At 72.7% G+C, this 15,950-nt stretch carries 12 protein-coding genes and 1 pseudogene; all 13 read right to left on the bottom strand.

Annotation, left to right across the window (positions count from 1 at the left end; translation table 11 throughout):
- Positions 1–16 precede the first annotated feature (16 nt).
- The 13 genes and pseudogenes from G7075_RS04990 to murC all read right to left on the bottom strand — a co-directional run bounded on the left by G7075_RS04990 (position 17) and on the right by murC (position 15,948).
- The gene (locus G7075_RS04990; protein WP_166119479.1) at positions 17–1,810 is read right to left on the bottom strand and encodes a bifunctional UDP-sugar hydrolase/5'-nucleotidase; all 1,794 of its coding nucleotides are present in this window, start codon (positions 1,808–1,810) and stop codon (positions 17–19) included.
- A 64-nt stretch (positions 1,811–1,874) separates the two neighbouring features.
- Positions 1,875–5,597, bottom strand: coding sequence for a DNA polymerase III subunit alpha (gene dnaE / locus G7075_RS04985; RefSeq protein WP_166119477.1), 3,723 nt, complete (start codon positions 5,595–5,597; stop codon positions 1,875–1,877).
- Positions 5,598–5,699: 102 nt separating this feature from the next.
- Positions 5,700–6,620 carry an RluA family pseudouridine synthase gene (locus G7075_RS04980; RefSeq protein WP_166119474.1) on the bottom strand — a complete coding sequence of 307 codons (921 nt, stop codon included), beginning with the start codon at positions 6,618–6,620 and terminating at the stop codon, positions 5,700–5,702.
- Positions 6,613–7,188, bottom strand: a complete 576-nt coding sequence (lspA, locus tag G7075_RS04975) for a signal peptidase II (RefSeq protein ID WP_166119471.1) — start codon at positions 7,186–7,188, stop codon at positions 6,613–6,615. Before lspA ends, G7075_RS04980 begins: the two co-directional genes overlap by 8 nt.
- Positions 7,161–8,150: a TraR/DksA C4-type zinc finger protein gene (locus tag G7075_RS04970; protein WP_166119469.1), complete on the bottom strand. Its 990-nt coding sequence runs from the start codon at positions 8,148–8,150 to the stop codon at positions 7,161–7,163. The genes lspA and G7075_RS04970 overlap by 28 nt, the downstream gene beginning before the upstream one ends.
- 167 nt (positions 8,151–8,317) lie before the next feature.
- Positions 8,318–9,772, bottom strand: coding sequence for a DivIVA domain-containing protein (locus tag G7075_RS04965; protein WP_166119466.1), 1,455 nt, complete (start codon positions 9,770–9,772; stop codon positions 8,318–8,320).
- A 151-nt stretch (positions 9,773–9,923) separates the two neighbouring features.
- Entirely contained in the window at positions 9,924–10,214 is a 291-nt protein-coding gene (locus G7075_RS04960; RefSeq protein WP_166119464.1) for a YggT family protein, read from the bottom strand.
- A 49-nt stretch (positions 10,215–10,263) separates the two neighbouring features.
- Positions 10,264–10,749 carry a cell division protein SepF gene (locus G7075_RS04955; RefSeq protein ID WP_240917895.1) on the bottom strand — a complete coding sequence of 162 codons (486 nt, stop codon included), beginning with the start codon at positions 10,747–10,749 and terminating at the stop codon, positions 10,264–10,266.
- A gap of 55 nt (positions 10,750–10,804) precedes the next feature.
- Positions 10,805–11,500: a YggS family pyridoxal phosphate-dependent enzyme gene (locus tag G7075_RS04950; RefSeq protein WP_166119461.1), complete on the bottom strand. Its 696-nt coding sequence runs from the start codon at positions 11,498–11,500 to the stop codon at positions 10,805–10,807.
- On the bottom strand, positions 11,497–12,201 hold the full coding sequence (locus G7075_RS04945; RefSeq protein ID WP_166119458.1) for a polyphenol oxidase family protein: 705 nt from the start codon (positions 12,199–12,201) through the stop codon (positions 11,497–11,499). The genes G7075_RS04950 and G7075_RS04945 overlap by 4 nt, the downstream gene beginning before the upstream one ends.
- Positions 12,202–12,280: 79 nt before the next feature.
- Positions 12,281–13,521 (bottom strand): annotated as a pseudogene (gene ftsZ / locus G7075_RS04940) (cell division protein FtsZ).
- A 229-nt stretch (positions 13,522–13,750) separates the two neighbouring features.
- On the bottom strand, positions 13,751–14,500 hold the full coding sequence (locus G7075_RS04935) for a cell division protein FtsQ/DivIB (protein WP_166119456.1): 750 nt from the start codon (positions 14,498–14,500) through the stop codon (positions 13,751–13,753).
- On the bottom strand, positions 14,497–15,948 hold the full coding sequence (gene murC, locus G7075_RS04930; protein WP_240917894.1) for a UDP-N-acetylmuramate--L-alanine ligase: 1,452 nt from the start codon (positions 15,946–15,948) through the stop codon (positions 14,497–14,499). Before murC ends, G7075_RS04935 begins: the two co-directional genes overlap by 4 nt.
- Between the last annotated feature and the right edge of the window lie 2 nt (positions 15,949–15,950).

Below are 15,950 nucleotides of genomic sequence, written 5' to 3'. Positions count from 1 at the left end.
GTCGGTGCGTGGCGGGTCAGAGACCCGCGACGCGGTCGGCCGGGGCCCGCAGGCCCGGGGTGGCCCCGAAGTAGGCGACCAGGTTGCCCAGGTCCTCATTGCCACCGAGCACGTTCTGCCCGGCGGAGAAGGCGGTGAAGGAGTCACCGCCGTTGGCGAGGAAGTTGATCGTCCCGACGCGGTAGGTGGCGTTCATGTCCATCGCCACCCCACCCAGCGTCATCGAGCCCGCGACGACCCGGCTGCCGGCCGGCTGAGTGGCGTCCCAGGTGTAGCCGAAGCCGTCGGAGACACCGAGGGCGAGCGCGTCGCGACCGCCGGGGCGGCCGGGGACGTACTGCTGCTCGAGCACGGCCTTCAGCTGGGCGCCGGTGAGGTCGAGCGTCGTGAGGATGTTGCCGAACGGTGCGACGTCGTAGGTCTCGGCATAGGTGATCTCACCCGGACCCTCGGCGTACTTGGGCGCGACCCGCAGGCTGGCCCGCACGCCGCCGACGTTCATCAGGGCGAGCTGGGCGCCGCCGTTCTCGGGGGCCTTGGTGCCCCAGAGGATGCTGTCGGCGACGAGGTCGGCCATCGGCGTCTCGATGCCGCGGTTGCCGCTGGAGTCACCGGTGATGTCCTCCGCGACCGAGCCGACGACGCGGGCCGCGAGCGGTCCCGAGATCGTCTTCCACTTGTCGATGATGCCGGTCTGCGTCGCGTCCTTGGCGAACTCGGCGCGGCTCACGAGATGGTTGACCGAGGTCGACTTCGCGCGGTCGACCTCTCCGGTGCGCTTGTCGATGACCAGGTCGGTCTCGGAGACGACCTGCCCGTAGGAGGCCGCGCTCGTGACGAGGCGCGGGTTGCCCCGGGGGTCGGGGATCGAGCAGGTGTACGGCTGGTGCGTGTGCCCGGTGATGATGGCGTCGACGTCGGCGGTCATCGTCTTCGCGATCGTCGCGATCGGGTCGGAGATGCCGACGCACTGCTGGTAGGTGCCGGACTGGATGCCGCCCTCGTGCAGCAGCACGACGATGGCGTTGACGCCCTGCTTGCGCAGCTCGCGGGCCTGCTTGTTGGCCGTCTCCACCTCGTCCTGGAACTCGACGTTCGCGACGCCGGCCGGGTCGACGAGGCTCGGGGTGCCCTCGAGGGTCATGCCGATGAAGCCGACCTTGACGCCGTTGACCCGCTTGACCGCGGTCGCGGGCAGCAGGGTGCGCTCCTTCTCGTGGTGGTGGCCCTTGCCCTTGGTCGCCTGCTGCTTGAGCACGACGTTCGCGGCGAGGTACTGGAAGTCGGCACCGCCGTAGGGCTGGGTCGGGAAGTAGCAGCCGTCCTTGGGGTGGCAGCCGCCCTTCTGCATGCGCAGGAGCTCGGTGGTGCCCTCGTCGAACTCGTGGTTGCCGACGCTGCTGACGTCGAGGTCCATCGCGTTGAGCGACTCGACCGACGGCTCGTCGTGGAAGAGGCCCGAGAGGAAGGTCGAGCCGCCGATGAGGTCACCGGCCGCCACGGTGAGCGAGGTGCCCCGCGGAGCCGTCGCGCGCAGCGTCTTGAGCGCCGTCGCGAGGTACTCGGCGCCGCCGGCCGCGGTCTGGCTCGGGTCGAGCTGCTTGCTGAGCGGCGGGTCCGCGGCCTCGAGGTGACCGTGGTAGTCGTTGAAGGACAGCAGCTGCACCGTCTGGGTCTTCGCCGGCTTCGGGTGGTGGCCGTGCCCGTGGTCGCGGTCGTGCGCGGTGGCGGCGGGCGTGCCGGCCACGAACGCCGCCAGGCTGACGGCGGCGACACCGGCGCCGAGGGCGCGTCGTCGAGTCGATCTCATCGTGGACGTTCTCCTGGGTTCTCCGAGCGGCGCCCCCTGTCCGGGCGGCCGCGTGAGGTAGACCCTAGGGGGAAGTCCGTGCGGAGGCACCCCCTGGGAGGCGTCGGATCGTCGGTGTCGACGACCGTTCACCGCAGGGTCGCCCGCGCGCCGGCCCCTGGGCGTCAGGAGAGGCAGCGGGGCCGAGGAGGACCTTGAGGTCGCCGAACAGCGCCTCGTCGGCCTTGACCCGGTAGGCGGGGTCGAGCCGGATCTCGACGGCGCGCCCGGGCTTGAGGAGCTTGAGGTGCACCTCGGTGGTGCCCGGGTGGTTGGTGAGCACGCCCTTGAGCTCCTCGATGCGCTGGGCGGTGGCCCGGGCCGTCTCCATCGACACGACGACCGGCCCGCGCGGGCCCTCGCTGACGTCGGGGAGGGTCAGCTCCTGGGCGTAGATCGACACCGAGTCGTCACGGTGGTTCAGCTTGCCCCGCACGACGGCGATCTGGTCCTGCTGGAGCATCGAGGAGACGGTCATGTAGCTGCTCGGGAAGAACAGGCACTCGATGGAGCCGGCGAGGTCCTCGACGGTGGCGATGGCCCAGAGGTCGCCCTTCTTCGTGCGCTTGATCTGCAGCCCGGTGATGAGGCCGGCGACGGTGACCATCGAGCCCTCGGGTCGCCCGCCCTCGTCGGCGGTCAGCGCGGCGATCTGGGTGTCGGCGTGCTGGCTGAGCACGTGCTCGACGCCGAACAGCGGGTGGTCGGAGACGTAGAGGCCGAGCATCTCGCGCTCGAAGGAGAGCAGGGTCTGCTTGTCCCACTCGACGCCCGGCACCGGGGCCAGGCCCATGAGGTCGCCGCCGGAGCCGCCGCCGGCGTCGTCGCCGAAGGACCCGAAGAGGCTGTCCTGCCCGATCGCCTCCTGGCGCTTGACCGCGACGAACGCGTCGACGTACTCCTCGTGGATGCGGACCAGGCCCATCCGGGTCTCGGCCAGGCCGTCGAACGCGCCGCCCTTGATGAGCGACTCGATGGTGCGCTTGTTGCACACCACCGCCGGGACCTTGGACATGAAGTCGCGGAAGGAGGTGAAGGCCCCCTTCTCCTCGCGGGCGGCGATGATCGCCTCGACGACGTTGTGGCCGACGTTGCGGATGGCGTGCAGCCCGAAGCGGATGTCGGTGCCGACCGCGGCGAACTGCCCGACCGAGTCGTTGACGTCGGGCGGGAGCACCTTGATGCCCATCCGGCGGCACTCGCCGAGGTAGAGGGCCGACTTGTCCTTGTCGTCGCCGACGCTCGTGAGCAGCGCGGCCATGTACTCGGCCGGGTAGTTGGCCTTGAGGTAGCCGGTCCAGTACGACACGAGGCCGTAGGCGGCGGTGTGGGCCTTGTTGAACGCGTAGTCGGAGAACGGGACGAGCACGCCCCAGAGCGCGGCGACCGAGGCCTCGGTGAAGCCCTTGGCCTTCATGCCGGCGGCGAACGGCTCGTACTCCTTGTCGAGGACCTCCTTCTTCTTCTTGCCCATGGCGCGCCGGAGGAGGTCGGCGTTGCCGAGGGTGTACCCGGCGAGCTTCTGGGCGATCTCCATGACCTGCTCCTGGTAGATCACCAGGCCGTAGGTGGTGCCGAGGATGGGTTCGAGGGCCTCGACCATCTCGGGCTGGAGCTTGCCCTTGAGCTGCGGGTCGAGCGGGATGAGCTCCTGCTTGCCGTTCTTGCGCAGCGCGAAGTTCGTGTGCGCGTTGACGCCCATCGGGCCCGGCCGGTAGAGCGCGAGGGCCGCGGAGATGTCCTCGAAGTTGTCGGGCTGCATCAGCTTGAGCAGCGTGCGCATGCCGCCGCCGTCGAGCTGGAAGACGCCGAGGGTGTCGCCGCGGCCGAGCAGGTCGTAGGTGGCCTTGTCGGTCATGTCCTTGGACAGCGCGTCGAGGTCGATGTCCTCGCCGCGGTTGGCCTGCACGTTGGCGATGGCGTCGTCGAGGATCGTGAGGTTGCGCAGGCCGAGGAAGTCCATCTTGACCAGGCCGAGGCTCTCGCAGCTCGGGTAGTCGAACTGGGTGATGACCTGGCCGTCCTGCAGGCGGCGCATGACGGGGATGACGTCGATGAGCGGCTCGCTGGACATGATGACGCCGGCGGCGTGCACGCCCCACTGACGCTTGAGGCCCTCGAGGCCCTTGGCGGTCTCGACGACCTCCTGGAGGTGCTGCTCCTGGGCGACGAGGTCGCGGAACTCCTTGCCCTCGCCGTAGCGCGGGTGGTTCGGGTCGTAGATGCCCGAGAGCGGCACGCCCTTGCCCATGACGTCCGGGGGCATGGCCTTGGTCAGCTGCTCGCCGACCGCGAACGGGTGCCCCATGACGCGCGCGGAGTCCTTGACCGCCTGCTTGGCCTTGATCGTGCCGTAGGTGACGATCTGGGCGACCCGCTCGCTGCCGTACTTCTCGGTGACGTAGCGGATCACCTCGCCGCGCCGGCGCTCGTCGAAGTCGACGTCGAAGTCGGGCATCGAGGCGCGCTCGGGGTTGAGGAAGCGCTCGAAGATCAGGCCGTGCGGCACGGGGTCGAGGTCGGTGATCTTCATGGCGTACGCGCACATCGAGCCGGCACCCGAGCCACGGCCCGGGCCGACCCGGATGCCGTTGGCCTTGGCCCAGGTGATGAAGTCGGCGACGACGAGGAAGTACGACGCGTAGCCCTTCCCGACGATGACCTCGGTCTCGAAGGCGGCCTGCTTCGTGGCGTACTCGGGGACGCCGGTGGGGAAGCGCTCGCGCAGCCCCTTCTCGACCTCCTTGACGAACCAGCTCTCGGCGTTCTCGCCGGGCGGGCAGGGGAAGTCCGGCATGTACCGGCCCTCGCCCTCGGTGAACGAGATGTCGCACATCTCGGCGATGAGGAGGGTGTTGTCGCAGGCCTCGGGCAGCTCGCGCCAGGTGTGGCGCATCTCGGCGGGGCTCTTGAGGTAGAAGTCGTCGGCGTCGAACTTGAAGCGGCCCGGGTCCATGAGGGTCGAGCCGGACTGCACGCAGAGCAGCGCCGAGTGCGCCTTGGCGTCCTCGGGGCTCGTGTAGTGCAGGTCGTTGGTGGCCACGAGCGGCAGGCCGAGCTCGCGGGCCAGCCTGAGCAGGTCCTTCTGGACGCGGCGCTCGATGTCGAGGCCGTGGTCCATCAGCTCGCAGAAGAAGTTCTCGGCGCCGAAGATGTCGCGCAGGTCGGAGGCCGCCTGCTTGGCGAGGTCGTACTGCCCCAACCGGATCCGGGTCTGGATCTCACCGGAGGGGCAGCCGGTGGTGGCGATGAGCCCCTTGCCGTACTGGTCGAGCAGCTCGCGGTCGACGCGCGGCCACTTCGCGTAGACCTGGTCGAGCGAGGCCTGGCTGTCCATCCGGAAGAGGTTGTGCAGCCCCACGTTGTCGCGGGCCAGCAGGGTCATGTGCGTGTAGGCGCCCGAGCCCGAGACGTCGTCGCCCGGGCGGGTGCGCTCGTCGCCCCACTTGACGCGGGTCTTGTCGGTGCGGTGGGTGCCGGGGGTGACGTAGGCCTCGACACCGATGATCGGCTTGACGCCGGTGCCCTGGGCCTTCTTCCAGAACTCGTAGGCCCCGAAGACGTACCCGTGGTCGGTGGTCGCGAGGGCCGGCATGCCCATCTCGGCGGCCCGGGTGAACAGGTCTCCGATGCGCGCCGCGCCGTCGAGCATCGAGTACTCGGTGTGGACGTGGAGGTGGACGAACGAGTCCGAGCCCTTCGGCGTGCTGGTCGACGGGGCGGGGCTCGGGGCGTTCGGGGAGGACATCGCGGACCATCCTAGGTCGGCCCGGGGACACCCTGCGGCGTGTCGGGGTCGTGTCGCCCGACCCCTTCGGTCCCACCCGTCACACCGGGCCGGAGCACCGGCTCAGAGGCGGTCGAGGGCGTCCTGGAGGTCGCGCGGGTAGCTGCTCTCGAAGGTGACCCACTCCCCCGACCCGGGGTGCTCGAAGCCGAGCCCGACGGCGTGCAGCCACTGCCGCTCCAGCCCGAGCCGCTTCGCGAGCGTGGGGTCGGCGCCGTACGTGGGGTCGCCGACGCAGGGGTGGCGGACGGCGGCCATGTGCACCCGGATCTGGTGGGTGCGGCCGGTCTCGAGGTGGATCTCGAGCAGGCTGGCGTGCCGGAAGGCCTCGAGCAGCTCGTAGTGGGTGACGGCGGGCTTGCCGGAGTCCATCACCGCGAACTTGTAGTCGCCGCCGGGGTGGCGGCCGATGGGCGCGTCGATGGTACCGACGAGCGGGTCGGGCAGGCCCTGCACGAGCGCGTGGTACGTCTTCTCGACCCGGCGCTCCTTGAAGGCCCGCTTGAGGACGCTGTAGCCGCGCTCGCTCTTGCAGACGACCATGAGGCCGGAGGTGCCGACGTCGAGGCGCGAGACGATGCCCTGGCGCTCGGCCGCCCCGCTCGTGGAGATGCGGTAGCCGGCGGCCTTGAGTCCGGCGAGCACGTTCGGGCCGGTCCAGCCGACGCTCGGGTGGGCCGCGACGCCCACGGGCTTGTCGACGACGACGATGTCGTCGTCGTCGTGGACGACCCTCATGCCGGGCACCGGCTCGGCGACGACCTCGAGGACCGCGGCCGGTCCGCTGGGGATGGCGACCTCGAGCATGTCGCCGGCGCTCACGCGGTGGCTCTTGCCGACGCTCGTGGCGTTGACGCTGACGTCGCCGGCGGCGGCGAGGTCGGCGGCGCGGGTGCGCGAGAGCCCGAAGAGGCGGGCGATGGCGGCATCGACCCGCTCGCCCTCGAGGCCGTCGGGGACGAGGACGGTGCGCTGGTCAGCCATCGGCGTGCTCCGCGCTGTGCCGGGAGCCCAGCGGCACCCCGCGGTAGGCGAGGACCATGACGACACCGGCGGCGACGACGATCGCGATGTCGGCGACGTTGCCGATGAACCAGCCGAAGTAGTCGATGAAGTCGACGACGTGTCCCTGGCCGGGGCTCGGCTCGCGGACCAGCCGGTCGACGAGGTTGCCCACGGCGCCACCGAGCAGCAGGCCCAGCGGGACGGCCCAGCCGCGGTTGTCGACCCGGCGCACCGCGACGAGGACCCAGCCGAGGATGGCCAGCGAGACGAGGGTGAGCAGCCAGGTGCGCCCGTCGCCGAGCGAGAAGGCCGCCCCGGGGTTGCGGATGAGGTTGAGCCGGATGGCCGAGCCCACGAGGTCGACCGGCTGCCCCGGGGTCAGGGCCGCGAGGGCCCAGGCCTTGGTGCCCTGGTCGAGGACGAGGACGAGCGCGGCGATCGCCACGAGCAGGACGCGCAACCGGCGGCGTCCCTCGTGCGAGGGGTCGGGTGCGGGGCTCGGGGTGGGCTCGGCGCTCGTCAGCGGCGCTCCTGCTTCGTCTTGCATGGCATGCACAGGGTCGCACGAGGAGCGGCCTGGAGCCGCATCTTGCCGATCGGGTTGCCACAGGACTCGCACGTGCCGTAGCTGCCGTCGTCGAGCCGGGCCAGGGCGTGCTCGGTCTGCTCGAGCATCTCGCGGGCGTTGTTGGCCAACGAGATCTCCTGCTCGCGCTCGTAGGTCTTGGCGCCCGCGTCGGCCTGGTCGTCGCCGGCCCCGTCGCCGGAGTCGCGCATGAGGTCGACGAGGTCGGACTGGGCGTGGGCCAGCTCGTCGCGCAGCTGGGCGACGTCCCCCTCGAGCTCGGCCCGGACCTGGCGCAGCTCGGCGGCGGTCCACGGCGACTCGTCCTCGCGTACCGGCAGGGCCGCGGCGCTGCCCTTGCGCGCGGCGCGCGGGGCCGGAGCGGCCTTCGTGGCGGGAGCAGTCTTCGTCGCCGGTGCAGCCGTCTTCGCGGGAGCGGCCTTCTTCGCGGGAGCCGCCTTCGTCGCGGTCTTCTTCGCTGGAGCCGCCTTCGTCGCGGGAGCCGCCTTTGTCGCGGTCTTCTTCGCCGGCGCGGTCTTCTTCGCCGGAGCCGCCTTCTTGGCGGGCGCGGCCTTCTTGGCGGGCGCGGCCTTCTTGGCGGGCGCGGCCTTCTTGGCGGGCGCGGCCTTCGTCGCAGCCTTCTTGGCGGGCGCGGCCTTCTTCGCGGGAGCCGCCTTCGTCGCGGCCTTCTTGGCGGGTGCGGCCTTCGTCGCGGCCTTCTTCGCCGGAGCGACCTTCTTCGCGGGAGCCGCCTTCGTCGCAGCCTTCTTCGCCGGTGCGGCCTTCTTCGCCGGTGCGGCCTTCTTGGCCGGCGCGGACTTCGTCGCCGTCCCGTTCCCCGACCCCCCCGTGGCCGACCCACCGCGACCGACCGCCGAGCGCGCCTTCGCGGCGGCCGTGGCGGTCGTCTTCTTCGCGGCCGACAGCGCCCGCTTCACAACCATGAGGAACCCTTTCCGGGGCTGGACGAGCCCGTACGGCCCGGCCGGTGCGAGGAGGATACGGGCAGTCGCGGGTGTCCCGCTCGCGCGAAACGCCGCGACGACCTGTGCTCTTGGCCCCAACGACGAAGGGCCCGGGAAGTTCCCGGGCCCTTCGTGCGTGGTCGAGCTCAGCCCTGCGGCTCGTGCTGCGGCTGCGCCGCCTCCTCGGCCGGCGCGGCGGCCTCGTCGCCACCGACGTTCTTGAGGTCGGCGAGCTGGTTCTGGATGTAGTCGTGCAGGCGGGCGCGGTAGTCGCGCTCGAAGCCCCGCAGCTCCTCGATCTTGCGCTCGAGCAGGCTCCGCTCACGGCCGAGCTCCTCGAGGATCGAGGCCTTCTTCTGCTGCGCCTCGGCGACCATCCCCGTCGAGCGCTCCCGGGCCTCGGTGAGCATCTCGTCGCGCTGGGTCGTCGCGGTGCCGATCATCTCGTCCCGCTGGGCGGTCGCCGTGGAGATCAGCTCGTCGTGCTGGGCCTGGCCGGTCGACACGAGCTCGTCGTGGCGGTTCTGGCCGGTGGTGATGAGCTCCTCGTGCTTGCGCTGGGCGGTGCCGAGCAGCTCGTCGTGCTTGCGCTGACCCTCCGACACCAGCTCGTCGCGCTTGGACTCACCGGCGGCGACGTGCTCGTCGTGCAGGCGCTGCGCGAGGGCGATGACGCCGGCCGCGCTGGCCCCGCCACCGGCACCGGCGAGCGCGGCGGCCCCGAGGCCACCCTCGCCCTGACCCTGGGCGGCCTGCGCGGCGCTGGCGCGCTGCTCGGCCTCCTGGACCTGGGCCTCGAGCTGCTGGGCGCGCTGCTCGGCGGCGGCGACCCGCTCGTCGGCCTCGCGGCGGGCCTCCTCGAGGCGGGCCTCGAGGATGGAGACCTGCTCGTCGGTGGCCGCACCCTGCTGCTCGCGGACGTTCACGAGGGCCGCGGCGTGCTCGTCGCGCTCCCCGGCCGCGGCGGCGGCCTGCTGGCGCGCCTCCTCGGCCTGGGCCTCGAGCTCGCGGATCTTGTCCTCGAGCCCGGCGGCGTGCCGCTCGAGCTGCGAGGCGTGGTTCTCGAACTCACCGGCGCGGCGCTCGGCGTCGGCGACGCGGGCGTCGACGTCGCCGCTGGCCCCGCGCAGGGCCTCGATCTCGGTGTCGCGCTGCTGGAGCAGCTGCTCGAGCTCGGCGGTGCGGTCGGTGAGCTGGGTGACGGTGCCCTGCAGCTGGGCGACCGTGCCCTGCAGCTCGGCCGCGCGGGCCTCGCCGTCGCCGCTCTTGCCCTCGAACTCGCCGAGCCGGGCGGTGAGCTCGCTGCGCGTGCCCTCGAGCTCGGAGACCCGGGCGGCCAGCGTCGCGTTCTTGGAGCGCAGCTCCTCGAGGTCGCGGGAGGTGTCGGCGTCGGGCCGGGCGAAGGCCGTCGTCGGGGCCATCCCCTTGCCCTCGCGGCAGCTGGTCAGCTCGCCGCGCAGGTCCTCGCCCTCCTTGGTGATCCGCCGCATCTCGGCGACGATGTCGTCGAGGAAGTCGTCGACCTCGCGCTCGTCGTAGCCACGACGGAACTGGGTCTGGGTGAACGTCTTGTTGAGGACGTCCTCGGGCGAGAGAGCCATGGTCAACTCCTGGTGGCCGGTGGGGGTCACGGGTCGGGGCCGTCCGGCGTCGCGGGTGCGGCGTCGGGGTCCGGTTCGACAGACTACCCGGTGGCGGGGCTGGCGTGACAGATGTGGTCGGAAGTGACGAACGCCGGGCGGACGGAAGCCCTCAGCGGGCCAGCCCGGACAGCACGAGCTGGAGGATGATCACACCGACGAACAGGACCATGAACGACAGGTCGACCGACACGGCGCCGATCCGCAGCGGGGGGATCACCTTGCGCAGGGCGCGCAGCGGCGGCTCGGTGAGCGTGTAGACCGGCTCGGCGACGAGCAGCACCGGCCCGCGGGGACGCCACTCGCGGGCGAAGATGCGGATCCAGTCGAAGACCACCCGGCCGATGAGCACGACGAGGTACAGGAAGACCACGAAGGCGAGGACGGCGAAGACGGCGCGCATGGAGGCAGTGTGACTGATCGACCCGTGCGGGCCGTGACCGGGTCCGGCGTCAGCTCTGGTTGAAGACACTCCGGCCGGTGACGGCCACGGGGCCCTCCTCGGCGTTGACCTCGACGGTCTCGGGCGAGAGGAGGAAGACCTTCGAGGTGACCCGCTCGATGGAGCCGTGCAGGCCGAAGACGAGGCCGGCCGCGAAGTCGACGAGGCGCTTGGCGTCGGCGTCGCTCATGTCCGTGAGGTTCATGATGACCGGGACGCCGTCGCGGAAGTTCTCCCCGATCGTCTTGGCCTCGTTGTAGGTGCGCGGGTGGATCGTCGTGATCCGCGAGACGCTGCCGGCGTCGTGACCGCGGACGACCTCGGCCACCGGGCGGCGGGTGGGCAGCGGCGTGACCTCGGCCCCGCGGTGCTCCGTGCGCTCGGCGCGCTCCTCGACCTCGGGCTCGTCGTAGCCGTCGTAGTACTCGTCGTCGTAGTGGCCCTGGTCCTCGGCGAGGCCCAGGTACACCATCGTCTTGCGCAGCGCGCCAGCCATCACGTGCTCCTCGGTCGTCGGGCCCGTCGGTCAGGGCCGTGCGTCGTGATTGAAGTTACCGGTGTGACTCACGAGATCCGAGGATTGCCGACCCGACACGCAGGTGTGTCGCCCCTTCGGCCACGGCGTCCTCGAGGTCGGCGCTCATGCCGGCCGAGAGCCACGTGGCGTCCGGGTGGTCGGCGCGCAGCCGCTCCGCGAGCTCGCGCAGGCGGGCGAAGGCCGGCCGCGGGGGCGCCCCGAGCGGTGCCACCGCCATCAGCCCGCGCAGCCGCAGGTGCTCGCTGCCCGCGACGGCGTCGGCGAGGGCCGCCACCTCGGAGGGCGGCGCTCCCCCGCGTCCGGCGTCGTCGTCGAGGCCCACCTGGACGAGGACGTCGAGGGTGCGCCCGTGACGCTCGGCGCCCCGGTCGAGGGCACCGACGAGCTTGGCGCGGTCGAGGGAGTGCACGACGTCGGCGTACCGCGTGACCGAGCCGGCCTTGTTGCTCTGCAGCTGCCCGATGAAGTGGACGGTCAGGCGGTCGCGGTGGGCCAGCTCGTCGACCTTGGCCGACGCCTCCTGGTCGCGGTTCTCGCCGATGTCGGTGACACCGAGCCCGGCCAGCAGGTCGACGTCGCTCGCGGGGAAGAACTTCGTGACGGCGACGAGGGTCGGCTCGTCGGGGCGTCCGGCGGCCTCGCAGGCGGCGGTGACCCGCTCGCGCACGGCGGCCAGCCGGGCGGCCAGCTCGTCACGTCGCGACGTCACGACGCCCTCGCGACGACCCCGGCGAACCGGCCGGTGACGTGAGAGGCCCTGTACGAGAACAGGTCCGGGCTCTCCCGGGTGCAGCCCGGCACCCAGGTGACCCCGACGTCCAGCGCACGCAGCTGGGCCACGACCCCGGCGGCGACGTCGACGGCGGGCGTGCCGGTCCACGACACGGTGGCACTGACCGGTTCGACGGCGGCGGCCGCCGCGCGCATCTCGGCGGGCACCTCGTAGCAGCGCCCGCACACCGACGGCCCGACGACGGCGTCGACCGCGTCGGCACCGAGCCCACGCATCGCGGCGACGGCGGCGGGCACGACGCCGGCGACCATCCCGGGCCGGCCGGCGTGCACCGCCGCGACGACGCCGGAGGCGCTGGCGAGGAGCACGGGGACGCAGTCGGCGACGAGCACGGCGAGGGCCAGGTCGGGCGCCGTGGTCACGAGCGCGTCGCACTGCGGCGCGACGTCGGGAACGGCCTCGACCACCGCGACCTCGGCGCCGTGGCACTGGTCCATCCAGACGACCGGGTGCCCCACCGCGGCCCCGAGCCGGCGCCGGTTCTCGGCGACGTCGCCGGGGTCGTCGTCGACGTGCAGGCCGAGGTTGAGGCCCTCCCACGGTCCGCGGCTGACGCCCCCGGGCCGGCCGGTGAGCGCCCGGCGGGCCCCGTTGCTCGTCTCGTCCCAGGTGAACACGGACCCACCGTAGACGCGGGCGGGAACGGCTCCTACTTGAGGAAGTCCGGGACGTCGAGGTCGTCGTTCTCGTCGAAGGTCACCGTGCGCGGCGGCTGGCTGCGGGCCGGCTCGGGGGCGTCGACTCGCGCTCGGTGCGCACGGGCGCCTCGTCGGAGTGGTGCTCGGTGCGCGACGGCGTCGGGGTGCTGTCGTGCACGGGGGTCGGGAACGGCGTCGAGGCCGGGACCGGAGCCTGCGCCTGCACCGGAGCGGCCGGGGCCGCTCCCGGGCTCGGCGGGGCGGCCGGCGTCGAGGGCACGGCGGGCGGCGGCGGGGTGGCCGGCCGGCCCTGGATGGTGCCGAGGGCGCGGTCGTCGGCCCGACGGATGGGGGCGCCGCCGTCGAAGCCGGCCGCGATGACCGTGACCCGGACCTCGTCGCCGAGCGCGTCGTCGATGACCGCACCGAAGATGATGTTCGCCTCGGGTGGGCAGCCTCCTGGACGAGGCGCGCGGCCTCGTTGATCTCGAAGAGACCGAGGTCGCTGCCGCCCTGGATGGAGAGCAGCACACCGTGGGCGCCGTCGATGCTCGCCTCGAGGAGCGGGCTGGAGATGGCCAGCTCGGCGGCCTGGACCGCGCGGTCCTCGCCACGGGCCGAGCCGATGCCCATGAGCGCCGAGCCGGCACCCGACATGACGGACTTGACGTCGGCGAAGTCGAGGTTGATCAGGCCCGGCGTCGTGATGAGGTCGGTGATGCCCTGGACACCCGAGAGCAGCACCTGGTCGGCCGAGCGGAACGCGTCGAGCATCGAGACGCCGCGGTCGCTGATCGAGAGCAGCCGGTCGTTCGGGATGACGATGAGGGTGTCGACCTCCTCGCGGAGCGCGGCGATGCCGGTCTCGGCCTGGTTCGCGCGGCGACGGCCCTCGAAGGTGAAGGGGCGGGTGACCACACCGATGGTCAGGGCGCCGAGGCCCTTGGCGATGCGGGCCACGACGGGGGCGCCACCGGTGCCGGTGCCACCGCCCTCGCCGGCGGTGACGAAGACCATGTCGGCCCCCTTGAGGACCTCCTCGATCTCCTCGGCGTGGTCCTCGGCGGCCTTCTTGCCGACCTCGGGGTCGGCGCCGGCGCCGAGGCCGCGGGTCAGCTCGCGGCCGACGTCGAGCTTGACGTCGGCATCGCTCATGAGGAGGGCCTGCGCATCGGTGTTGACCGCGATGAACTCGACGCCCTTGAGGCCGACCTCGATCATCCGGTTGATGGCGTTGACACCTCCGCCGCCGATGCCGACGACCTTGATGACGGCGAGGTAGTTCTGGGGTGATGCCACGGGTACGGCCTTCCGATGTCGGTCACGGCGTGCAGGAGACCGGTGCAACCCTCGACCTCAGGTACAGGGTTACGGTTCGGTCACGGTTCTCGATGGGGTGACGCTACGTCCCGCCCGGGGCTGCTGCACCCTCCCGCGTGGCGTGTCGCGACATCCCGCGACGCAAATCCTGTCATGCCTCTCAGGCCGGGTCACACCGGCCCCATCGGCCCCACGCGCACCAGGGGTCTCAGCGGGTCACGGGGGTGTCCGGAGCACTGACGTCGATGACCTTCGCCGTCGTCGTCAGCAGGGCGCGCAGGACCCGGATCTTGAGGTCGGCCTCGTCCTCGCCGCCCCAGACCACGGTGTGCCGGCGCATCGTGAAGGTCACGAGGTTGGCACTGCTGACGGTGACGGCCGAGACGTCCTTCGCGAGGTCCTCGGGCAGGTCGCGCAGCAGGGCCAGTGCGGCCTGGAGGGCCTCGGGCGTCATCGCCCGGCTGCCCGTGGCGGTGACGACCGGCACGCCCTTCGGCGCCTTGGTCACCCGGCCGAAGGAGACCCCGGTGGCGTCGACGACGTCGAGGGACTTCGAGGGACCCTTGACGACGATGGCCGGCACGCGCGGCACGACGTCGACGACGAGGGTGCGCGGCCAGGACCGGCGCACCGACACCTCGGCGACGGTGACCCGGGCCCGCACCGAGCGCTCGACGGCCGCGGTGTCGACCCGGACGAGCGGCGTGCCCTCGGAGACGCGGACGAGCTGCTCGACGGCCTGCGCCTCGGCCCCGGTGACCCCGGCGACCTCGACGTCGTGGACCCCGAGCAGGCCGGTCCAGCCGACGACCCACCCGGCGCCCGCCACGAGCGCGACGGCGAGCAGGGCGGACAGGGCCCGGCGCCAGGGCCGGCGGCGTCGGGCGATGGCCCGCTCGCGGAAGCGGGTGGCCGAGGACTCCAGGCCCCGGGGGCCGCGGGTCGCGGTGTGGCTCATCGGGACTCCTCCGCTCGGGCGGCCAGGGCGTCGAGCAGGGGTGCGCCGAGGGCGGTGACGTCGCCGGCCCCGACGGTGAGGACGAGGTCGCCGGGGGCGGCCGCGGCGACGAGGGTGGCGACCGCGGCCTCGCGACCGAGCCCGACGTCGACGCGGCGCCGGCCGGGGAGCTCGACGAGCGGGTCGCCGATGAGCGCCGAGCTGACACCGGGCACGGGCGCCTCGCGGGCGCCGTAGACGTCGAGGAGGACGACGTGGTCGGCCGGGGCGAGGGCCTTCGCGAACTCCCCGGCGAAGTCGCGGGTGCGGCTGTAGAGGTGCGGCTGGAAGACGACGAGCACCCGCCCGCGGCCGGCCCGGGCGACCACCCCGGCGGCCGTGCCGACGACGGCCGCGACCTTGGCCGGGTTGTGCGCGTAGTCGTCGACGACGGTGACACCGCCGACCTCGCCACGGACCTCGAACCGGCGCCGGGCGCCGGTGAACCCGGCCAGCCCGCGCAGGACGGCGGACGGGGCGGCCCCGAGGCCGTCGACCGCGGCGAGGAGGGCGGCGGCGGCGTTGGCGACGTTGTGCGCGCCCGGGACGGCGAGGACCAGCTCGTACGGCGTGCCGTGGTGTTCGACGGCCGTCCGCGTGCCGAGCCCCTCGGCGACGCTCTCCCCCAGCCGCAGGTCGGAGTCCTCGGCGGACCCGAAGGTGACGACGCGACGCCCGCGGGCCCGCTCGGCCTCGGCGAGGGTCCGGGCGCCGGGGTCGTCGGTGCTGACGACGAGCAGGTCGCCGACGGTGGCGGCGAACTCGGTGTAGGCCTCCGCCACCGCCTCGGCGCTCCCGTAGAAGTCGAGGTGGTCGGGCTGCACGGTGGTGACGACCCCGACCTCGGGCCGGTAGACGACGAACGTGCCGTCGCTCTCGTCGGCCTCGACGACGAAGGCCTCGCCGCTGCCGAGGGCGGCGTTGGTGCCCAGCTGGGCGACCTCTCCCCCGCAGGCGAACGACGGGTCGGCGCCGGCCTCGGTGAGCGCGACGACGAGCATCGCGGTGGTCGAGGTCTTGCCGTTGGCGCCGGCGACCGCGACCGCGCGCGAGCCCGTGAGCAGGGCCGCGAGGGCCTGGGAGCGGTGCAGCACGAGCAGACCCGCTGCGCGGGCCGCCGCGAGCTCGGGGTTGTCCTCGCGCACGGCCGAGGACACGACGACGGTGTCGACGCCGTGGAGGTGCTCGGCGTCGTGACCGACCCACACCGTGGCGCCGGCCTCGCGCAGCGCGTCGAGGAGCGGGCCGTCGGCGGAGTCGGACCCGCTGACCCGAACGCCCCGGGCGAGCAGCAGCCGAGCGACGGCCGACATGCCCGCGCCGCCGATGGCCACGAGGTGCACGGCGCCGAGGGCGTCCCAGGCGGGAACCGGTGCGGCGAGGTCGAACCGGGGGTTGGTGACGGCCACGG

Origin of the sequence: Phycicoccus sp. HDW14 (assembly GCF_011383005.1) — a bacterium.
Lineage (GTDB): Bacteria > Actinomycetota > Actinomycetes > Actinomycetales > Dermatophilaceae > Phycicoccus.
This window is presented reverse-complemented; position numbering and strand designations above follow the sequence as displayed.

Bases quoted from the DNA above. Each gene is read 5' to 3' on its own strand.
- G7075_RS04935 (WP_166119456.1), bottom strand. From the start codon at position 14,500: ATGAGCCACACCGCGACCCGCGGCCCCCGGGGCCTGGAGTCCTCGGCC.
- G7075_RS04970 (WP_166119469.1), bottom strand. From the start codon at position 8,150: ATGGTTGTGAAGCGGGCGCTGTCGGCCGCGAAGAAGACGACCGCCACG.
- dnaE (WP_166119477.1), bottom strand. From the start codon at position 5,597: ATGTCCTCCCCGAACGCCCCGAGCCCCGCCCCGTCGACCAGCACGCCG.
- G7075_RS04990 (WP_166119479.1), bottom strand. From the start codon at position 1,810: ATGAGATCGACTCGACGACGCGCCCTCGGCGCCGGTGTCGCCGCCGTC.
- G7075_RS04965 (WP_166119466.1), bottom strand. From the start codon at position 9,772: ATGGCTCTCTCGCCCGAGGACGTCCTCAACAAGACGTTCACCCAGACC.
- lspA (WP_166119471.1), bottom strand. From the start codon at position 7,188: ATGCAAGACGAAGCAGGAGCGCCGCTGACGAGCGCCGAGCCCACCCCG.
- G7075_RS04980 (WP_166119474.1), bottom strand. From the start codon at position 6,620: ATGGCTGACCAGCGCACCGTCCTCGTCCCCGACGGCCTCGAGGGCGAG.
- G7075_RS04955 (WP_240917895.1), bottom strand. From the start codon at position 10,749: ATGGCTGGCGCGCTGCGCAAGACGATGGTGTACCTGGGCCTCGCCGAG.
- G7075_RS04960 (WP_166119464.1), bottom strand. From the start codon at position 10,214: ATGCGCGCCGTCTTCGCCGTCCTCGCCTTCGTGGTCTTCCTGTACCTC.